This is a genomic window from Caldimonas caldifontis, assembly GCF_002930615.1.
In the GTDB taxonomy this organism is placed as follows: Bacteria; Pseudomonadota; Gammaproteobacteria; order Burkholderiales; family Burkholderiaceae_C; genus Caldimonas; species Caldimonas caldifontis.
In genome coordinates this window covers 1-18,851 of sequence record NZ_PSNX01000018.1, presented here as the reverse complement: position 1 = coordinate 18,851, position 18,851 = coordinate 1, and the positions used below count along the sequence as shown (strand labels likewise).

Below are 18,851 nucleotides of genomic sequence, written 5' to 3'. Positions count from 1 at the left end.
TGCCGGTGCGGAGGCGGCTGCGAGGGTGCCGTTGGTGAAGAGGTGAACCAAGCGCGCAATGCGTCACGGCCGGGCGTGAATCATCGGAACCAGCACCGCGTCGCGCACGGCGGCTGTATCGACCGCCAACTGTGAAAACCCGCAATCCTTCTCCCCCAAAAGGGGGTGTCGGATAGCGTGACATCTTGTAAGCATTCGGGGGCATGTTCTGAAGCACAGAAAGAGCAGCAGAGGACCGTGGAGGCACACAAGAAAGTGAACCGGGTGCGGCGATGCCGACCATGCTGGGACGAATTTGCGCAGGATGGTTGAGACTGCCGAACAGCCGTGGGGCAAACTGTCCGAAACGGGAGAGCGTCATCCTCTCGTCGACCACTGCCTCGATGTGGCGGTCACCTTCCGGGCGCTGCTCGACGCCCCCGGGATCGCCCGGTCGCTCCCACGCCTCGACCCCATTCAGTGCGAGCGCCTGACCGTCCTCGCCTTCCTGCACGATTTCGGCAAGTGCAACCGGGGCTTTCAGGCCAAGGCCGACCCGGCCGCCAGGGACACGGCCGGGCATGTATTCGAGGGATTGGCGCTGCTGTGGGATCTCGGGGCGTTATGGCCGCCAGGCTGGGAGGCACTGCTCGGCGACATTGCCGGCTGGTTCAAGGATGAGGAGCAAGCGAAGCAGATGCTGATCGCCAGCCTCTCCCACCATGGCCGCCCGGTCTCGGAGAGCGATTATCAGCATTCAGGAATCGAACGAAAGGCCCGCCATTGGTGGACGGCGAGCGGTGGCTACGACCCGCTCGCGGCACTCGATGCCCAGGCGGCCACCGTGCGCGGGGCCTTTCCTCTGGCCTTCGGCGAGGCGGCACCCATCGACGCCACCCCGGCCCTGCAGCAGCGCTTCGCCGGGCTGGTGATGCTGGCCGACTGGATCGGCTCGGACACGCAGTTCTTTCCCTACCGGCAAAGCCCGGAAGAAGACCGGCTGGCGCTGGCGCGGGCGGCGGCGCAACGCGCCCTCGAACGCATCGGCCTCATGCCCCCGGCCAGGCGTGAGCCCAGGCCGTTCGAGACCACCTTTGCGTTCCGCCCCACGCCGCTGCAGGCCGCGCTGGCTGGGGAGATCACGCCCAGCGATGACGTTCGCCTGCTGCTGGCCGAGTCCGACACCGGCTCGGGCAAGACCGAGGCGGCGCTGGCCTGGTTCTTCCGGCTCTATGCCGAGGCCCGAGTGGACGGGCTCTACTTCGCCCTGCCGACCCGGGTGGCTGCCCGGGAGCTGTATGCCCGGGTGCTGCAGGCGATCGAGGCCGCCTTCGAGCCTGATGAGCGCCCCGGGCCGGTGCTGCTGGCCGCGCCGGGCTACGTGAAGGTGGATGGCGCATCGCCAGCCCTGGCCGCCCCAGAGGGCACGCTATGGGACGACAGCGCGCAGGACCGGCAGCGAGAACGCCTGTGGTCGGCCGAACGGCCCAAGCGCTTCCTCGCCGCGCCGGTCGCGGTCGGAACCATCGACCAGGCCCTGCTCTCAGCGCTGCAGGTCAAGCACAGCCTGTTGCGCTCGGTGTGCCTGGATCGGCACCTGCTGGTGGTCGACGAAGTGCACGCCTCTGACCCTTACATGCGCGAGGCCCTGAAAGCCCTGCTGAAAGGCCATCTGGCGCGGGGCGGATGGGCGCTCTTGCTCTCGGCCACCCTCGGCGAGTCGGCGGCCGCCGAGTTCTTCGGCCGCCCGCCCCAGCCGCTTGCCGATGCCATGCAGCGCCCCTATCCGCTGCTGTCCTCGCGCACCAAGGCCTGGCCCATGCCGGCGAGCCGCACGCGCAGCATCGAGGTGAGCGGCTCGCCCAGCCTCACCGACGATGCCGCCCTGCTGCCCGGCCTCACCTCGGCGCTCGAGGCCGGCGCTCGCGTGCTGGTGGTCTGCAACACCGTGGCCCGGGCCAACGCGCTGTTCCGGCTCGTGGAAGCCACGCTTGAACGCGACCATTCCGCGCTTCTCGCCGCGCTATTTCAACTCGACGGGGTGCGCTGCCCGCACCATGGCCGCTTCGCCCGTGCCGACCGCGAACGGCTGGACGCGGCGGTGACGGCACAGCTGGGCAAGGGCTCCGCGGACGGACCGCGACTGCTGATCGGCACCCAGACACTGGAGCAGAGCCTCGACATCGACGCCGACTGGCTCATCACCGATCTCGCGCCCATGGACGTGCTGATCCAGCGCTTCGGCCGCCTGCACCGGCACGACCGCGCCCATCGCCCTGCCGGGTTCTCTACGCCCCGCGCACTGGTGCGCATCCCCGAAGGTGGGCTGCAAGCCCATCTCGCACAGGATGGCACCCTGCGCGGCCCCGCCGGCCTCGGCTCGGTCTACGCCGATGGCCGCGTGCTGGCGCTGACCCTGCGCTCACTGCAGGACGCGCCGCAGGTCGAACTGCCCGAGCAAGCACGCAGCCGCATCGAGCGCACCACGCACCCCGATGCCTTCGCCACCCTGCCAGCCCTCTGGACGGCCCATGGCCAGATGATCGAGGGCAAAGCCCTCGGCGAGATCCGCCAGGCCCTGCGGTCGGTGCTCGACGACAAGCCCTTTGGCGAGCTGCATTACCCGGACAAAAACGAGCGCGTCCTCACCCGGTTGGGCCGCCCGACCTTCGAGCTTCCCCTGGCCACCCCGCTCCGCTCACCCTTCGGTGCGACGATCGACCGCGTGTCCCTCCCCGCGCACTGGCTCAAGGGCGATTCCCCGCCCGAGACACTGGAGGCCGAAGCCTCGCCCGAGGGCTTGCGCTTCCGCATCGGCGCCAGCGCTTTCCGCTACACCCGCCTTGGACTGGAGAAAGACGATGCATGACCTGCTCCACGACCCGCTGATCGGCGTGCGCACGCCGGCCGGATCGCAGCGTTTGAGCCTGCCCGGGCTGCTCGCGGCCCTGAGCGCGGGACAGGTGGACGGCTACACGGGCCTGCGCGCCCATCAGGCCGATCCCTGGCATGTGTTCCTGGTGCAGCTGGCTGCCAGCATCCAGGCGCGGCGCCCCACCGACGCCCTGCCCACCGATGCCACCTACTGGCGCGAGGGCCTGCTCGATCTGGCCGACCGCATCCCCGAGGCCTGGCAGCTGGTGGTGGAGGACGTAACCAAGCCCGCCTTCATGCAGCACCCGTGGAAAAGCTGGCAGGCCGAGGCAGGAGATTACGGCGTAAAAACCAGCCGCGGACAGACCGTGTTCGACCCCAAGGCCAGCTCGCCGGATGAGCTGGACGTGCTGGTCACTGCCAAGAACCACGACGTCAAGATGGCGCGTCTCGGCACGGATGCCATGGAGGCTTGGATATTTGCGCTGTTACTGCTGCAAACCACCAGCGGCGTTCTGGGAAGAGGTAACTACGGGATCGTACGAATGAACTCCGGCACTGGCAGCCGCAGCATTGCGGCCTGGGTGCGCGACCTTCATCCCTCGGCCCGATTCACCGACGAAACCCGGAAGCTCGCACAGCTTCGTGAGTCGGTCTGCCGCGAATCGCGCTATCCGCAACGTGGCATCGTGCTCACCTGGCTGACCCCTTGGAACCGCAAGCAGCATCACCTCACGCTGAGCCAGCTGGAGCCCTGGTTCATCGAAGCCGCCCGCCCGATCCGCCTGTGGCCGCACGCAGGTGCAGGCTTGATGGCGCTGGGAGCCACCAGCGAGGTTCGGCAGATCGGCCCCAAGACGGTCGAGAACGGCGACATCGGCGACCCCTGGACCGCCATCAACGCCGGCGACAAGAAGAAGGGGCGATCGGCCCTCACCCTGTCTGCCGATGGCTTCACGCCCCAGCGCCTGACCGACCTGCTGTTCGAGCAGGGCTTCGAGCTCTCACCGCTGCAACGGCCGCCATCGGGGGAGGGCGATGGCTGGTTCGTGGCGTCCTGCCTGGTGCGCGGACAGGGCAAGACGGAAGGCTTCCATCGCGCCCAGGTCCCGGTGCCCGAGAAAGCCCGCCGGGCCCTGCTGCAGAAAGCAAACCGGGAGACGCTGGGAAAGCTCGGGCAACAGCTGCTCGCTGATGCCAAGGACGTGCAACAGATCTTGGCCACGGCACTGATGCGCTTGTGCAAAGGAGGACTGGAAAAGGCTGACAAGAATGATTTCAAACAAATCGAGAAATGGATCAACGCAGCGCGCGCCGACTTTGCGAAGACCTGGGAGCAGCACTACTTCCCAACGCTCTGGCGTGGCGCCGACGAAGCCCACGAGGCCGTGCGCCGCGACTGGCAGCAGCGCCTCGTCGATGCCGGCCAGGCCTTGCTCGACGAGGCCGCCACCCGCCTGCCGCTGCCGTCCAGCCGGCGCTGGCGGGCCCTGACCCAGGCCGAAAGCGCCTGGCGCGGCATGCTGCACAAGGCCGGCCTGCCCCTGCCGGGCCGCGCCACCACCGAAACCCCCGAACCCGAGGAGCAACCGGCATGAGCGAACCTGCCCCCACATCCCCCAAGGCATCGAGCCTCGCCAGCACCGTGGGCCGGTTGGCGCACGCGATCGGTGCCGAGCACTACCCCAATGGCGACCGTGCCGCGCTGCGACGCTGGGCACCCGGGCAACCGCTGCCACTGGCCTTCTACCGCCTGTGGCTACGCCAGATGGACGGAGATCTTCCGGCCGAGGCCGCGACCCAGGCCTGGATGCTGCTGGCCTGGAGTCTTGCCACGCTGGGCGCGGAGGCCCATGACCCCAAACGCCCCTGGGGCCAGGCGCTGGCCGAAAGCGGCTTTGCCGAAGGCCGGCTGGAACGGCTGCTCTCCGCCCCCGCCGACGTGCGGCCGGACCTGTTCATGGCCGCCGTGCGCTTCCTTGCCGCCAAGGGCGAGCGCTTCGACCTCACCGAGGCCGCCCGATTCCTCATCACCTCGGATGCGGACAAGCGCGAAGCCGTGCATCGCCGCATCGCCCAGGCCTTCTACCGCCACCTGCCGAAAAACGACTGACCCACAGCAAGGAGTGCCGCATGTTCCTGCAAATCCACACCCTCACCGCCTACCCCGCTAGCCTGCTGAACCGCGATGACGCCGGGCTGGCCAAGCGCATCCCCTTCGGCAACGCCGTGCGGCTGCGCGTGTCATCGCAGTGCCTGAAGCGGCACTGGCGCGAGGACCTCGCCCTCCGGCTGCCCGAACTGCCTGACGGGCAACGCACCCGCTCCTTCTTCACCCGAACAGTGCTGCCGCGGACCATTGAAGCGGGTGTGCCGGAAGAACAAGCCGAGAAGCTTGTTGATGCGTTGATCGATGTGTTCATCGCATCGTCAAAAGACGAGAAGGAAGATGCAAAGAGGAAACGGGAAGAGGCCAAGAAGAAAGGTGTTGATATTTCTCAGCCGGTCCTTTTCGGCATGAGAGAGGCGGACTACTTCGTGCAACTGCTGCGCGAGGCCAGCCAGGCGGACGACCCGAAGAAGGCGCTGGAAGAACGCCTGAAATCCCGGGAGGAGAAGGACAACCTCAAGGCCATGAGCAAATCGGCCGCCGGCCTCACCGCCGCGCTCTTCGGCCGCATGGTCACCTCCGACCTGCTGGCGCGCGTGGATGCCCCGGTGCATGTAGCGCACGCCTTCAGCGTGCACGCCGCCAGCACCGAGATGGACTATTTCACGGTGGTGGACGACCTCAACCGCGAGGACGAAACCGGCGCGGCGCATGCCAACCAGACCGAACTCGGCGCCGGCCTGTACTACGGCTACGTGGCCGTGGACGTGCCGCTGCTGGTCTCCAATCTCACCGGCTGCGAGGCGAAGGACTGGCAGGGCCAGGACGGCAGCACCGCCCGGCGCGTGCTGGAGGCCCTGATCGACAGCATCCTGCGCCAGAGCCCCGGCGCGAAGAAGGGCAGCACCGCGCCCTACGCCTGGGCCGACGCGCTCTACCTCGAGGTGGGGCGCAGCCAGCCCCGCGCGCTGTCGAACGCCTTCCTCGACGCCTTGCGCCCGGAAGGGAAGAGCGACCTGCGCAACGCGGCGCTCAGCCGCCTGGCGGCTTATGTGAAGCAACTCGACGAGATGTACGGCGGCCCTAACGATGGCGAGACGCGCCAGCTCTCCACCACGCTGGAGCAGCCCGCGCATCTGCCGCCCAGGCAGCCGGTGCCGCAGGCGGTGGCAGCGGCACTGGATGCGATCTTCGGCTCCAAGGCATGAGGCCATGGGCATGGACGTACTGCTGCTGCGCCTCGATGCGCCCCTGATGAGCTTCGGCGCCGTGGTGGTGGACCAGAACCATCCGGTCTGGCGCTTCCCCGGCGTGGCCATGCTCACCGGCCTGCTCGGCAATGCCCTGGGCTGGGACCACCGCGACACCGACCGGCTGCAGTCCCTGCAGGACCGGCTGCGTTTCGCCGCCCGCTGGGATGCCGAACCGGAGTTGCTGACCGACTACCAGACCGTGGACCTGGGGCAGGATTTCATGATCGGCACCGGCTGGACCACGCGCGGACGCCGGGAAGACCGTGGCAAGGGGGCCGCGACCACCGGCACCCATATCCGCTACCGCGACCACTGGGCCAACGGTGTGGCCACCATCGCGCTGGCGCTGGACGGAGAAGGCGAGCCCGGCTTTGCGGCCCTGGAGCAGGCACTGCGATGCCCTGCCCGGCCGCTGTTCCTCGGCCGCAAGCCCTGCCTGCCCGCGGGCCCCTTGCTGCTGGGGCGCCGCAAGGCGGAGGGGGTGCGGGCCGCGCTCGCCGCCGAGCCGCTCGCCGACATCGGCCCGCGCCGGCGTCCCGGCCGCATCCCCGCCCTCTGGCCGCTGGATGAGGCACAGGGCGCCCAGGTCGAAGAGCGCTACGCCCCGCGTGACTGGCGCAACAACATCCACCGCGGCACCGAGCGCCATGCCGTGGGCTTCCTGGAGGTGACGGCATGAGCCCCCTGCATCTCGTGCGCATCCCCGTCCATGCCCCGCGCCTGCTGCGCTTCGCTGTTGATCACGGCATCGCCCAGGAAGACGAGACCCTGGGCTACACCCTGCACGCCTGGTTTGCCGCGCTGTTTGGGGGCCTGGCGCCGAAACCCTTTCGCCACCTCGTGCACCGCTGCGAGGTGCTGGCCTACGCGAACGCAGACGCTGCTACCTTGTTGGCGCAGGCCCAGGCATTTGCCTCACCGCAGGCCTGGGCAGCGCTCGACCCCGAGGGCGTCGCCAGCAAGCCCATGCCTGACCTTTGGCGGGCGGGCCAACGTCTTCGACTGGAAGTACTGACATGCCCGGTATCGCGCCAAGGTGACGTGGAAAAGGATCTCTATTTGCGAGCGCTCGACCGTCTTGGGAATGCAGCTCCACCGCGCGCCGAGGTGTACCGAACCTGGTTCACCGAACAATGGGCCGATGGGGTTCGCTTCGATCAGCTTGAACTGCTGGGCATGAATGCCCGCAGCCGCCTGCTGCGGCGTGCACGCAACGGGACGAACCGTCTACGCATTGTCGAGCGGCCGCAGGCGCTGTTCAGCGCCGATGCGGTGATCGTCGACGCTGATCGATTCTCCGGCCTGCTTGCGCGTGGTATCGGCCGTCACCGCGCGTTCGGCTTCGGGATGGTCTTGCTTTCCCCACCGCGATGAACGTTGGGCCTGGCCTCATGCATGGGCGGTTAGGTCTGGCCGCCTCGCGCATTCCACACACCGACCGGCACGGCCTGCTATGGCTCGAATACGGCAAGCTCTCGGTGGAGGATGGCACGCTGCGTTTCGTGGCAGCCAAAAGCGAAACGTTGGACGCGGGCGACTATGCCATCCCCTACCAAGCCGTCTCGATGATCCTACTGGGCCCCGGTACCAGCATCACGCAAGACGTGCTGCGCTTGTGCGCGCGCCACGGTACTTTGATCGCAGCCGTTGGCGAAGGTGGCGTGAAAAGCTACACCGCCCCTCCGTTGGGTCAAGGGCGCTCGGACGTCGCACGGGCGCATGCCGAGCGCTGGGCCGACCCCAAACGACGACTTGACACTGCCCGACGGCTCTATGCGTGGCGTTTCGGACGTGTACTGCCCCACCGAGACATCGAAACCCTGCGTGGCATCGAAGGTGCACGCATCAAGGAGAGCTACAAGCTCGTGGCCCAGCGGTTCGGCATCGAATGGCACGGACGCCGCTACGATCGGCAGAACCCGACGGCGGCTGATCTACCCAATCAGGCGCTCAACCATGCGGCTACCTTCGTGGAAGCAGCAGCTGACCTCGCAGTTGCCGCGGTTGGTGCTCTACCTCCACTGGGTTTCATCCACGAAGACTCCAGCAATGCCTTTACCCTGGACGTGTCCGACCTGTACCGTGTGGATCTGACACTTCCCTTGGCCTTTGGCGCTGTTCGTGCCTTCGGGGACGGCGAAACCGATAACCTCGAACGAGAAGTGAGACGACGTGCCGCGAAACTGTTCCGACAGGAAAAGCTCGTCCCTCGCATGATCGATCGCATCAAGGAGCTTTTCGATGTCGATGACCGTGGTGGTGACGCGTAATGTGTCTTCGCGGGTGCGAGGTTTCCTGGCGTCCGCAATGCTGGAACTTGTGCCGGGTGTCTACAGCGCGCCTCGCCTGTCTCCCGCTGTGCGCGGTCGGGTTTGGGGTGTGCTCGAAAACTGGTTTCCCAATGAGCGGGATGCATCGATCGTGATGCTTTGGCAGGAGCGGAATATCCCCGGCGGGCAAGCGGTTCGCACGCTGGGAAGTCCACCCATCGAGTTGTCGGACGTCGACGGTCTGATCCTGGCACGCCGACTGCTTCGAGGGAGCACGGCGTAAAAAGACGGACATTTCTTTAACAATCAACACGTTACACTGTACAGGCTCCCCCGCGTGAGCGGGGATCGACCCCATGGGACTTGATGTCTATCTCTACCAGTACAGGCTCCCCCGCGTGAGCGGGGATCGACCTGCCGGTGGAGTGGTTTGGCGCACGCGGCGATCGGCTCCCCCGCGTGAGCGGGGATCGACCTCCAGCAGTCCCCGACTTCATCGCAGCGGGAATGGCTCCCCCGCGTGAGCGGGGATCGACCCAAGGCCAGCGCCGACCTGGACCGCTTCGCGCAGGCTCCCCCGCGTGAGCGGGGATCGACCTCGCCTGTGAGCGGTAGCGGCCTCCCTGGTAGCGGCTCCCCCGCGTGAGCGGGGATCGACCTTGTGAAGATACAGGCCGGACATGATAAGTCGGGGCTCCCCCGCGTGAGCGGGGATCGACCGAATGGCTGAAGTCACCTCCCTTGTCCTGGCAGGGCTCCCCCGCGTGAGCGGGGATCGACCTGAAGGGCCAAGGCCAGATCACGGAAGCCGAGCGGCTCCCCCGCGTGAGCGGGGATCGACCCGTGGCATTGAGTCCCACCAGCGCCGCCCCATTGGCTCCCCCGCGTGAGCGGGGATCGACCCGTATTCCCGGATTTGGACAACTATCTGCGGGCGGCTCCCCCGCGTGAGCGGGGATCGACCTTCCACGATTGACCGCGCAGCCATCGAGGCATGGGCTCCCCCGCGTGAGCGGGGATCGACCCGACCACGGCGAGGCAGGCCTGATCCGGCGCGTGGCTCCCCCGCGTGAGCGGGGATCGACCCCGCGACCTGGCGCGCGGCCAGTGGACGGGCATGGCTCCCCCGCGTGAGCGGGGATCGACCCGAGCGCACCGAGAACCAAGGCGGCTTCGTCCAGGCTCCCCCGCGTGAGCGGGGATCGACCCTCGGAAGCCGAGCGCGTGACCAGCCGAAGCCGGGCTCCCCCGCGTGAGCGGGGATCGACCCCAACGCCTACCACCTCAGCCGCCGGCCCGGTTCGGCTCCCCCGCGTGAGCGGGGATCGACCGCTGCGCGAGGGCGAAGTGGCCGTGAAGGTCGTGGCTCCCCCGCGTGAGCGGGGATCGACCCCTTCAGTACTGTGTGCCAAGCGCAAACCAAATGGCTCCCCCGCGTGAGCGGGGATCGACCCCAGCCATGCACGAATGCCTCCTGGCTGGGGCGGGCTCCCCCGCGTGAGCGGGGATCGACCCGTTGAGGCCGCATCGTTCTTGGTCAATGACGAGGCTCCCCCGCGTGAGCGGGGATCGACCTGAAGGCCCTCGGCGCTCTCGCCCCCATCTACGGGCTCCCCCGCGTGAGCGGGGATCGACCGATATCGGTGTTTCGCTGCGCGAGTGGCTGGAGGGCTCCCCCGCGTGAGCGGGGATCGACCCGTCGATGGCCTCTGCGACTGCACGCGCATCTAGGCTCCCCCGCGTGAGCGGGGATCGACCTCAGCCGCCAGACCCTGCACTACAACTTGCAGAGGCTCCCCCGCGTGAGCGGGGATCGACCCCATGTGGTGGGCGTGAGCGATGGTGTGCTGTAGGCTCCCCCGCGTGAGCGGGGATCGACCCCGCTCGAAAGGATCACCAAATGAAACCGCAACGGCTCCCCCGCGTGAGCGGGGATCGACCTCCATGTCATCCCCTCAACCTCAAGCGCACGCCGGCTCCCCCGCGTGAGCGGGGATCGACCTTGGCCGGGCGCTGTCTTGTTCGACGGCCCAGAGGCTCCCCCGCGTGAGCGGGGATCGACCTTCGGTAGGCTTGACCGTGGGGTGGTGGTTTCCGGCTCCCCCGCGTGAGCGGGGATCGACCGTCGTCAGTCATGACACCTCCAGCGCGGCGACAGGCTCCCCCGCGTGAGCGGGGATCGACCTGGCCGCGCGGGTGGCTGCGCGGGTGGCCGCGTGGCTCCCCCGCGTGAGCGGGGATCGACCCGCGCAAAGCGCTGCGGCGGCCCTGACGCAGCTGGCTCCCCCGCGTGAGCGGGGATCGACCCGTACATGCAGCAGTAGCGAGCACATGGCGCAAGGCTCCCCCGCGTGAGCGGGGATCGACCTTGACTGGGCGCGCTCTGTCGGCGGACACCTACGGCTCCCCCGCGTGAGCGGGGATCGACCCTGATGACCGTGGATAACACGGACATCAATGTGGGCTCCCCCGCGTGAGCGGGGATCGACCCCGACTGGACGTCGTGAACAGCGTGACTGTGCAGGCTCCCCCGCGTGAGCGGGGATCGACCTCACGTCTTCGTGCGGCGTGCGAGGGCCTTCGTGGCTCCCCCGCGTGAGCGGGGATCGACCCGCTCACCGCCATCGCGCGCAGTCTGTAGGTGGGGCTCCCCCGCGTGAGCGGGGATCGACCCCATCATGGCTCTGACCAACATGAAGGTCTTCAGGCTCCCCCGCGTGAGCGGGGATCGACCCGACCTGCAGGTCAGCAAGGCCTCCGTGGGGCCGGCTCCCCCGCGTGAGCGGGGATCGACCCTGGCTGCGCGGCGGCTCCTCAAGCAACATCCGGGCTCCCCCGCGTGAGCGGGGATCGACCCCGCGTGACCACGACCCTGGTGGCGCTGATGGAGGCTCCCCCGCGTGAGCGGGGATCGACCGTTCTGGCCGCGCTGCCCTAGTCCGCGATGATCGGCTCCCCCGCGTGAGCGGGGATCGACCCGCTTCGTGCACGATGCGGAAGCCTCCCTCGACGGCTCCCCCGCGTGAGCGGGGATCGACCCGTTGGCCGATTGACTCGGCTCAAGCTGAGGCAGGCTCCCCCGCGTGAGCGGGGATCGACCCGAAGCTGCCCTACAACGGCGGCCCGCCGCGGCGGCTCCCCCGCGTGAGCGGGGATCGACCCCAGATCACCGCGGCGACGTGCAATTCGGGGGCGGCTCCCCCGCGTGAGCGGGGATCGACCCCCCTGAAATCTGACGGCTTGAAGGCCGGAAAGGGCTCCCCCGCGTGAGCGGGGATCGACCCGTTCACCAGCTCGGCCACGGCGTGAGGCTGGCGGCTCCCCCGCGTGAGCGGGGATCGACCCGCAGCCACCGACGCGGCCACCGACGCGGCCACGGCTCCCCCGCGTGAGCGGGGATCGACCGTACGTGCGAGAGGCCACCCGATGAGTCAAGCCGGCTCCCCCGCGTGAGCGGGGATCGACCCTGCCTGAGGTGGCGCGCTGGGGATGCGAGCTGGGCTCCCCCGCGTGAGCGGGGATCGACCGCTACCTAAGCGCAGATTCCGGCATTCTTTATCGGCTCCCCCGCGTGAGCGGGGATCGACCCCAGGCTTGTTCCGGCGCGACATCGACACCAGAGGCTCTCCCGCGTGAGCGGGGATCGACCGCTCCAGCACCATCTGGCGCGGATCAGTTTCTGGGCTCCCCCGCGTGAGCGGGGATCGACCTGTTGGCGTACCTCACCGCGACATAGGCCGGGAGGCTCCCCCGCGTGAGCGGGGATCGACCTGACACTCTCGGCCGCGTCGTCGGCCAGGCGGAGGCTCCCCCGCGTGAGCGGGGATCGACCCCCGCGCAGCAGCTTCTGGATCTCGCCCAGAGCGGCTCCCCCGCGTGAGCGGGGATCGACCGGCTACTACCAGAAGGTGCGCCGTTTCTGGCGCGGCTCCCCCGCGTGAGCGGGGATCGACCCTGATCTGCCGCTTGCCCAGCAGGATGTCCTCGGGCTCCCCCGCGTGAGCGGGGATCGACCCCTGCAGGCCTTCCTGCAAACCATCCGCTGGGCGGCTCCCCCGCGTGAGCGGGGATCGACCGTCAAGGCCAAGCCGGCCGGTACCGGATCGCTGGGCTCCCCCGCGTGAGCGGGGATCGACCCTGCACGCCGGGGAGCGCACTGAGGTGTTTCCCGGCTCCCCCGCGTGAGCGGGGATCGACCCTGCGCGAACACCAGAAAACCGCGGTGGTGATGGGCTCCCCCGCGTGAGCGGGGATCGACCTTGAGCTGGTCCCCGAGCTGGTCCCCGAGATGGGGCTCCCCCGCGTGAGCGGGGATCGACCTCTGGCGGCACTGCCGATGTCGGCATGGAAAGCGGCTCCCCCGCGTGAGCGGGGATCGACCCATGCGCCGCATCAAGTTCGGAAAGAAGTCGGGGGCTCCCCCGCGTGAGCGGGGATCGACCCTTGATCGACCAGCTCTACGAGGCCGAGGACGTGGCTCCCCCGCGTGAGCGGGGATCGACCTTCTTCATGCGCTGCGCACCCATCACGCACGGTGGCTCCCCCGCGTGAGCGGGGATCGACCCCAGACCGAGCGCCTGCTGATCCTCTCCCAGCTGGCTCCCCCGCGTGAGCGGGGATCGACCTTCGTGATGACCTTGCGTCCTTTGGCAAGCGCCGGCTCCCCCGCGTGAGCGGGGATCGGCGCGGCGGGTCCCGGCTTGCGCCATGCCATGAGGGGCTTTCCCGCGCGAGCAGGGAGCACTCCATGAGCGTGCGCCCATTCGACCACTCGACCCGCGGTCATTTGCGGCGGCGCTAAAGGGCGACATCCCAGCATGTTGTCGCAATGGAGATCCAACGTGGAGGGTGGGACCTCCACCGCAGGATGTGCTTGCCCTCGAATCCAGTGCGGCGGCTATTCGTGACCGCTCAATCGGCTCCAATAGGCTCGACCACCAGCCTTCACGCATTCAGAGCTACCCGCGCATCATTTCCAGATAGCGAAGTGGTTGCGGCACCCCCAACTGCTCCCAGGCGCAATCCAAGGAGATCTACCGCATCTTGTTTGCAGGAAAGAATGCTGCATCATCACAGACACTCAAAAACGCTACAAGCGCAAGAATGTCCGCAAGGATCAGGTGCGCTTGTGCGTCCCGTCGCACAAGGGCGCCTTCCCCGTGCCCTTGCAGCCGCAGAACCACACGGTGGTGTTCTCGGTGGCGGTGTACTTCACGGGGTTGAACTGGCCTTCGGCCTTGTGCGAGCCGTCGCAGAAGGGTTGCTTCTTGCTTTGGCCGCAGGCGCACCACCAGTAGTCCTTGCCGGCTTCCACGGTGACGGGGAAGGGGGTGTTGCTTGCACGAACGGGTGTGACCATGGTGCCCTCCTGTGGGTTGGGGCAGCGCCCATCTTGTCACGCCTGACGGGGCTTGGCGAGGGGGTCAGGGCATGCGGCAGCGCACCACCCAGCGGCCCTGCACCTTGAGGTAGGCCGCGCGTGGCCCGCCTTGCGGGGGCTGCTCTTCGTAGTTGTTGCGCAGGCCGCGTTCACGCCAGTCGGGAATGAGCCGGTAGGCCAGGCCGCCCGGGCCCAGCGGGGGCTCGGCCAGCGCGGTGATGCGGTTCACGGCCAGGCGGTCGTTGGTGCCCGGGTCGGTCACGGTCAAGGTCAGTGCGCGTCCAGGGGCAAGCGTCAGGCCCGCAGGCACGATGGCCAGGCTGTCCCACCAGCCGTCGGTGACGACCGCGCATTGCACCCACAGCACGCGGCCGGCGGCGATCTCGGCCGGGCCGATGCCCTGCGCTTCAAGGGCGGCTCGGGCGGCTCGCACGTCGGGCCGGCGTTCCAGGTCCTGCGGCGTGATCGCGCCGCGCGGCGCCACGGTCACCACGCTGCCAGGGGCGGGCAGCGAGCCGCAGCCGGCCAACGTGGCCAGAGCGAGCAGGCCGAGGGCGGATCGGATCGAGTGAAGCATGGCACAGGGTGGCGCGAGGAAGATGTGCAAGCCTAGCGCACTTGCAGTCGGCCGCTTTCGAGCGGGGTCAGCGTTCGGCAAAGGCCAGCCGCGCCCCCAGCGCCACGAAGGCAGCCGAGAAGCTGCGGCGCATCCACTGGATCACGCTGGGACTGTGGTGGTGGGCCATATGTCCACGATGGGTAAGGCCCCCGGCGGTGGATCTGCTGCGCGAGTCGGGTATTGGTCCTATCAGTCATGTCAGCGTCAGGCCGGCACTGGAGTGCTTGCCGCGGGCGTCAGCTGGGAGGCGCTTGAATAACCCCGGACGCTGCGCGGTCCTTTGGACGGCTCCCAGCATCCAGCGGCATGCTCGGGGCATGTCAACCACCGCACAAGGAATGCACATGCACCCGGGAAGGATGAACGGCCATTTCACGACGACGCTGACCCTGTCCGCGGTGCTCGCGGGCTGCACCGTGGCACCGGTGGCCATCCCGGCCATCGAGCAAAGCCCCGGCACCGCGGCCACGGCCTGGCTGGCCCGCGGCAACGAGCCCGGCTGGCGCCTGGAGATGGCCGGTGGCGGCCTGGTGTTCCAGACGGCCGACGGTGCCACGCAGGCCAGCGGCCGTGCGCGAGATCCCCAGGTGCAGGGCGACACCACCACCTACACCGCCTCGACCACCGCCGGGGCGCTCACGACCGTGATCATGAGCCGCCGATGCCAGGACAGCATGAGCGGCATGCCCTACCCGCAGACGGTGACGGTGGAGGTGCAGGGCCGGCGCTTCCAGGGCTGCGGCGGCGACCCGGCCGAGCTGCTGCGCGGCGACGAGTGGGTGGTGGAGGACATTGCCGGCAGCGGCATCGTCGATGGCTCGCGGGTGACGGTGCAGTTCGGCCCCGACGAGCGCGTGACGGGGCGAGCCTCCTGCAATCGGTTCATGGGCAGCTATGCGCTCAGTGGCGAGGGGCTGCAGCTCAAGGGCCTGGCCTCCACCCGCATGGCCTGCGCCGAGGCCCTGAACCGCCAGGAAACGCGCTTCCTGCAGATCCTCGGCCAGGTGGTGCGCCACGAGTTCACGACCGATGGCGCCCTGGTGCTGGTGGCCGCCGACGGCCAGCGGCTGCGGGCGCGGCGGGGGTGACATGGGCGTGACAGCCGGCCTCACGACCCTGGGCTATCCTCGGCGCCCATGAACCTGCTCGCCCAAGTCTTCGCGCATCTCGCCCCTGAAAAGACCGTCCGCTACATGCTCGACACCCTGCGCGAACGCGCGGGGCTGGAGCGCCGCTCGATCACGCTGCCCGGCGGCCTGCAGTACGTGTACCTGGAAGGCGGTCGGGGCGAGCCGCTGATGCTGCTGCATGGCTTCGGGGGCAACAAGGACAACTTCAACACCATCGCGCGCCACCTCACGCCGCACTACCGCGTGATCGTGCCCGACCACATCGGCTTCGGCGAATCGGCCAAGCCGATGGAGGCCGACTACAGCACCGACGCCCAGGCCGAGCGTCTGCTGGCCCTGGCCCAGGCCCTGGGGGCGCCAGCGCTGCATCTGGGCGGTAACTCGATGGGCGGGCACATCGCCCTGGCGTTTGCGGCGCGCTATCCGCAGGCGGTGAAGAGCCTGTGGCTGCTGGCGCCGGGCGGGGTGTGGAGCGCACCGCTGAGTGAACTCGCGCAAATGGTCAAAGCTGGTGGCGACAACCCGCTGCTGGTGCGCAGCGCCGAGGACTTCGCCCGCACGCTGGCCTTCACCGTGGCCAAGCTGCCCGAGGTGCCCATGCCCTACATCCAGGTGATGGCCAAGGAGCGCATGGCCAACCATGCGCTCGAGCAACGGGTGTACCAGCAGATCAAGGCCGACCCGGTGGAGGCCCGCGCCAGCACCGTGAAGGCGCCCAGCCTCATCGTCTGGGGCGAGGAAGACCGCGTGCTCCACCCCGGCGCCGGCCCCATCCTGCAGGGCCTGATGCCGCAGGCGGAACTGATCCGCATGCCCGGTGTCGGACACCTGCCGATGATCGAGCGGCCGCAGGAGTGCGCAGCCGACTACCTGCGCTTCCGCGGGCGCGACCCGGCCTGAGGCCGTCGCGCGCCCCTCACTCCTGCTCGTCGTCCGGCTTGAGGTGCCCGGCGCGCTCGCGCTTGGTGGCCAGATAGCGCGCGTTGTGCGCGGTGGGTGGCGCGTGCAGCGCGATGCGATCCACCACGTCGATGCCGCCGCGGCGCAGCGCCTCGATCTTGCGCGGGTTGTTGGTCAGCAGTTGGATGCGGGTGATGTCCAGCGCCTTGAGCATGGCCACGGCGGCCTGGAAGTCGCGCTCATCGGCGCGGAAGCCCAGGTAGTGGTCGGCGTCGATGGTGTCCAGGCCAATGTCTTGCAGCCGGTAGGCACGCAGCTTGCTGCCCAGGCCCGTGCCGCGGCCTTCCTGCGCCAGGTAGAGCAGCACGCCGCCGCGTTCGGCCAGGTGGGCGATGGCGCGCTGGAGCTGGTCGCCGCAGTCGCAGCGCAGGCTGCCCAGCAGGTCGCCGGTCAGGCAGGACGAATGCAGGCGCACCGGCACCGGCTGGCTCAGGTCGGGCTGGCCCACGAGGATGGCCACGTGCTCGGCGTCACCGTTGAGCTCGCGGAACAGCACCAGGGTGCAGTCGTCATGCGCGTCGATGGGCACATGGGCGTCGCTCACGCGGCGCAGGCTCAGATGGCCCTGCTCGCGCACCTGGGTCACCTCGGCCTCGCTCACCACCTCGAGTTGCGCAGCGTCCAGCGTGGCGTCGCTGACCTCCCCCAGCTCGGCCACCACCAGGGCGGGGATGAGGCGGGCGCGCTTGGCCAGCGTCAGCGCCGAGAGCATCACTGGCGTGGCCGGCTCGGGAGTGCCCAGGGCCGCCGCCTCGGGGCGCTTGGCGCGCCCGGCAGGGCCGAACTCCAGCGTGATGGCGCCCAGGGCCTGGAGGGTTTCCACATCGGCATCCGTCGGCAGGGGCAAGCTCACGCTGCCGGCGACCGTCAAGCCCAGGGCGGTGGCCCGCTCGGCCGTGAACAGCAGGCGCAGCGGCACCCCCAGACCCCGCAGCCAGGTCAGGCGCGAGGGGCTCAGGGTTTCGATGGTGGCGGCCAGCAGCACCGGGCCGGCGGCCGATCGCAGCGCCAGGGCGCGACCATGCTTGAGTTCGGTCTGGGCCCGGTCCACCCGGATGGCCGCGCGTTCGGAGGCCAGATCCTGGGCAGGCAGGGTCGGCGTAGGGGAAATCAGGGCATTCATCAGACTGCTAGCATAGCCGCGATGGCGGGGCACTTCCGGCGCGGGCCTTTTGAGACTGGCCCGGTGGGCACTGCCTTGCATGGGCGCAGGAGGCCCGCGATTGTCCGCTGACCCGTCCACCGATCCGAACGTCCTGCTGGGGCCTACCGCTGCGGCCGCCTGCGAAGCCCTGTGGCCGCTGCTGCTGCAGGCTGCGCACTGGCGCCGCCATCGCCGCGGCACGCCGCCCCGGCTGACCGCCGCGCACGACCCCCGGCTGGGCATGCACCAGCATGACGGGCTGTGGCAACTGCACGGCGCCTGGCCCACCGCGGCCCATGAGCTGGCCGGCCCGCTGCTGCCGCTGGTGGCCGATGTGCCGGCCGGCACCAGCCGCGTCGTGGGCCAGCTGGGCCAGAGCCTGGACGGTCAGGTGGCCACCGAAGCCGGCGACTCCGGGGCCCTCAACGGCCCCGAGGCCCTGACCCATCTGCACCGGCTGCGCGCCCTGTGCGACGCCGTGCTGGTGGGCACCGGCACGGCGGTGGCCGACAACCCCCGTCTTACCACCCGGCGCGTGAGCGGCCCCCACCCCACGCGGGTGGTGCTGGATGTGCGCCTGCGTGTGCCGGGCGAGGCGGGCGTGTTCACCGACGGCCAGGCGCCCACACTGCTGGTGTGCGATGCCCGTGACCGCGCCCGGGCCGCCGAGCGTGTGGGGGACGAGCAGGTGCTGGCCGTGGCGGACCTTGTCGATCCCGCGGGCGATGTGGTCTGGCCGGTGCTGCTGGCCGCCTTGCGCGAGCGCGGCCTGACCACGGTGCTGGTGGAGGGGGGTGGGGTGACCGTCTCGCGCTGCCTGGCCCAGGGCGTGCTCGACCGGCTGCACCTGATGGTGACCCCCGTGCTCATCGGCCAGGGCAAGCCGGGGGTGCAACTGCCGCCGGTGCAACGCATGGCCGAATGCCTGCGCCCGCGCGCCCGGGCCTACCGCCTGGGCGGTGACGTGCTCTGGGATCTCGATCTGCGCGACCACTGACGCGACCCCCTCACTCAGGGGATCCACCCCTGCCCTGACGGGCGCATCTGCGGCCACGGCGGCGCGTCTGTCACACCCTGTTTCCAAGAGCCCATGGGCAGGGCGGGGGGTGCTTGCTAGCATCGCCAGCCTTCA

The 18,851-nt window shown here is 69.2% G+C and carries 14 protein-coding genes and 1 CRISPR repeat array; of the genes, 11 read left to right on the top strand and 3 right to left on the bottom strand.

The genetic code is table 11. The features are described from left to right. The first annotated feature begins 304 nt into the window (after window positions 1–304). Genes C1704_RS16560 through cas2e form a run of 8 tightly spaced genes read left to right on the top strand, consistent with a single transcriptional unit; the run spans window position 305 to window position 8,769 of the window. Window positions 305–2,848: a CRISPR-associated helicase/endonuclease Cas3 gene (locus C1704_RS16560; RefSeq protein ID WP_104303849.1), complete on the top strand. Its 2,544-nt coding sequence runs from the start codon at window positions 305–307 to the stop codon at window positions 2,846–2,848. Further along, window positions 2,841–4,451 carry a type I-E CRISPR-associated protein Cse1/CasA gene (casA, locus tag C1704_RS16555; protein ID WP_104303848.1) on the top strand — a complete coding sequence of 537 codons (1,611 nt, stop codon included), beginning with the start codon at window positions 2,841–2,843 and terminating at the stop codon, window positions 4,449–4,451. The genes C1704_RS16560 and casA overlap by 8 nt, the downstream gene beginning before the upstream one ends. Further along, complete coding sequence (casB, locus tag C1704_RS16550; protein ID WP_104303847.1) at window positions 4,448–4,966, top strand: type I-E CRISPR-associated protein Cse2/CasB; 519 nt, start codon at window positions 4,448–4,450, stop codon at window positions 4,964–4,966. Before casA ends, casB begins: the two co-directional genes overlap by 4 nt. A gap of 20 nt (window positions 4,967–4,986) precedes the next feature. Further along, window positions 4,987–6,171 carry a type I-E CRISPR-associated protein Cas7/Cse4/CasC gene (cas7e, locus tag C1704_RS16545; protein WP_104303846.1) on the top strand — a complete coding sequence of 395 codons (1,185 nt, stop codon included), beginning with the start codon at window positions 4,987–4,989 and terminating at the stop codon, window positions 6,169–6,171. Between the two features lie 10 nt (window positions 6,172–6,181). Continuing rightward, complete coding sequence (gene cas5e / locus C1704_RS16540) at window positions 6,182–6,895, top strand: type I-E CRISPR-associated protein Cas5/CasD (RefSeq protein ID WP_104303877.1); 714 nt, start codon at window positions 6,182–6,184, stop codon at window positions 6,893–6,895. Then, on the top strand, window positions 6,892–7,590 hold the full coding sequence (locus C1704_RS16535; RefSeq protein WP_104303845.1) for a type I-E CRISPR-associated protein Cas6/Cse3/CasE: 699 nt from the start codon (window positions 6,892–6,894) through the stop codon (window positions 7,588–7,590). The genes cas5e and C1704_RS16535 overlap by 4 nt, the downstream gene beginning before the upstream one ends. Further along, window positions 7,587–8,486: a type I-E CRISPR-associated endonuclease Cas1e gene (gene cas1e, locus C1704_RS16530; protein WP_104303844.1), complete on the top strand. Its 900-nt coding sequence runs from the start codon at window positions 7,587–7,589 to the stop codon at window positions 8,484–8,486. Before C1704_RS16535 ends, cas1e begins: the two co-directional genes overlap by 4 nt. After that, window positions 8,458–8,769: a type I-E CRISPR-associated endoribonuclease Cas2e gene (cas2e, locus tag C1704_RS16525; protein WP_104303843.1), complete on the top strand. Its 312-nt coding sequence runs from the start codon at window positions 8,458–8,460 to the stop codon at window positions 8,767–8,769. The genes cas1e and cas2e overlap by 29 nt, the downstream gene beginning before the upstream one ends. A 43-nt stretch (window positions 8,770–8,812) precedes the next feature. Further along, window positions 8,813–13,172: direct repeats of the CRISPR family, unit length 28 nt; unit sequence GGCTCCCCCGCGTGAGCGGGGATCGACC. A gap of 430 nt (window positions 13,173–13,602) precedes the next feature. Here cas2e and C1704_RS16520 read toward each other — a convergent pair. Together C1704_RS16520 and C1704_RS16515 are read right to left on the bottom strand one after the other, a co-directional pair. Next, on the bottom strand, window positions 13,603–13,845 hold the full coding sequence (locus C1704_RS16520) for a CDGSH iron-sulfur domain-containing protein (protein WP_104303842.1): 243 nt from the start codon (window positions 13,843–13,845) through the stop codon (window positions 13,603–13,605). A 64-nt stretch (window positions 13,846–13,909) separates the two neighbouring features. Then, entirely contained in the window at window positions 13,910–14,443 is a 534-nt protein-coding gene (locus C1704_RS16515; protein ID WP_104303841.1) for a hypothetical protein, read from the bottom strand. A gap of 386 nt (window positions 14,444–14,829) precedes the next feature. Between C1704_RS16515 and C1704_RS16505 the strand changes: the two genes are divergently transcribed. Further along, window positions 14,830–15,573: an META domain-containing protein gene (locus tag C1704_RS16505; protein ID WP_211286954.1), complete on the top strand. Its 744-nt coding sequence runs from the start codon at window positions 14,830–14,832 to the stop codon at window positions 15,571–15,573. Between the two features lie 48 nt (window positions 15,574–15,621). After that, window positions 15,622–16,515, top strand: coding sequence for an alpha/beta fold hydrolase (locus C1704_RS16500; protein ID WP_104303839.1), 894 nt, complete (start codon window positions 15,622–15,624; stop codon window positions 16,513–16,515). Between the two features lie 16 nt (window positions 16,516–16,531). Here the strand turns inward: C1704_RS16500 and ribA are convergent, their stop codons facing one another. After that, window positions 16,532–17,698, bottom strand: coding sequence for a GTP cyclohydrolase II RibA (gene ribA / locus C1704_RS16495; protein ID WP_170064724.1), 1,167 nt, complete (start codon window positions 17,696–17,698; stop codon window positions 16,532–16,534). 100 nt (window positions 17,699–17,798) lie between these two features. Here ribA and C1704_RS16490 point away from each other — a divergent pair, with 100 nt between their 5' ends. Then, the gene (locus tag C1704_RS16490; RefSeq protein ID WP_170064723.1) at window positions 17,799–18,716 is read left to right on the top strand and encodes a RibD family protein; all 918 of its coding nucleotides are present in this window, start codon (window positions 17,799–17,801) and stop codon (window positions 18,714–18,716) included. The last annotated feature ends 135 nt before the right edge of the window (window positions 18,717–18,851 follow it).

Excerpts from the sequence above, each read along its gene's own strand:
- C1704_RS16505 (WP_211286954.1), top strand. The coding sequence starts at position 14,830 with ATGCACCCGGGAAGGATGAACGGCCATTTCACGACGACGCTGACCCTG.
- C1704_RS16560 (WP_104303849.1), top strand. The coding sequence starts at position 305 with ATGGTTGAGACTGCCGAACAGCCGTGGGGCAAACTGTCCGAAACGGGA.
- casB (WP_104303847.1), top strand. The coding sequence starts at position 4,448 with ATGAGCGAACCTGCCCCCACATCCCCCAAGGCATCGAGCCTCGCCAGC.
- C1704_RS16535 (WP_104303845.1), top strand. The coding sequence starts at position 6,892 with ATGAGCCCCCTGCATCTCGTGCGCATCCCCGTCCATGCCCCGCGCCTG.
- casA (WP_104303848.1), top strand. The coding sequence starts at position 2,841 with ATGCATGACCTGCTCCACGACCCGCTGATCGGCGTGCGCACGCCGGCC.
- cas1e (WP_104303844.1), top strand. The coding sequence starts at position 7,587 with ATGAACGTTGGGCCTGGCCTCATGCATGGGCGGTTAGGTCTGGCCGCC.
- C1704_RS16520 (WP_104303842.1), bottom strand. The coding sequence starts at position 13,845 with ATGGTCACACCCGTTCGTGCAAGCAACACCCCCTTCCCCGTCACCGTG.
- C1704_RS16500 (WP_104303839.1), top strand. The coding sequence starts at position 15,622 with ATGAACCTGCTCGCCCAAGTCTTCGCGCATCTCGCCCCTGAAAAGACC.
- cas7e (WP_104303846.1), top strand. The coding sequence starts at position 4,987 with ATGTTCCTGCAAATCCACACCCTCACCGCCTACCCCGCTAGCCTGCTG.
- C1704_RS16515 (WP_104303841.1), bottom strand. The coding sequence starts at position 14,443 with ATGCTTCACTCGATCCGATCCGCCCTCGGCCTGCTCGCTCTGGCCACG.
- cas2e (WP_104303843.1), top strand. The coding sequence starts at position 8,458 with ATGTCGATGACCGTGGTGGTGACGCGTAATGTGTCTTCGCGGGTGCGA.
- cas5e (WP_104303877.1), top strand. The coding sequence starts at position 6,182 with ATGGACGTACTGCTGCTGCGCCTCGATGCGCCCCTGATGAGCTTCGGC.
- ribA (WP_170064724.1), bottom strand. The coding sequence starts at position 17,698 with ATGAATGCCCTGATTTCCCCTACGCCGACCCTGCCTGCCCAGGATCTG.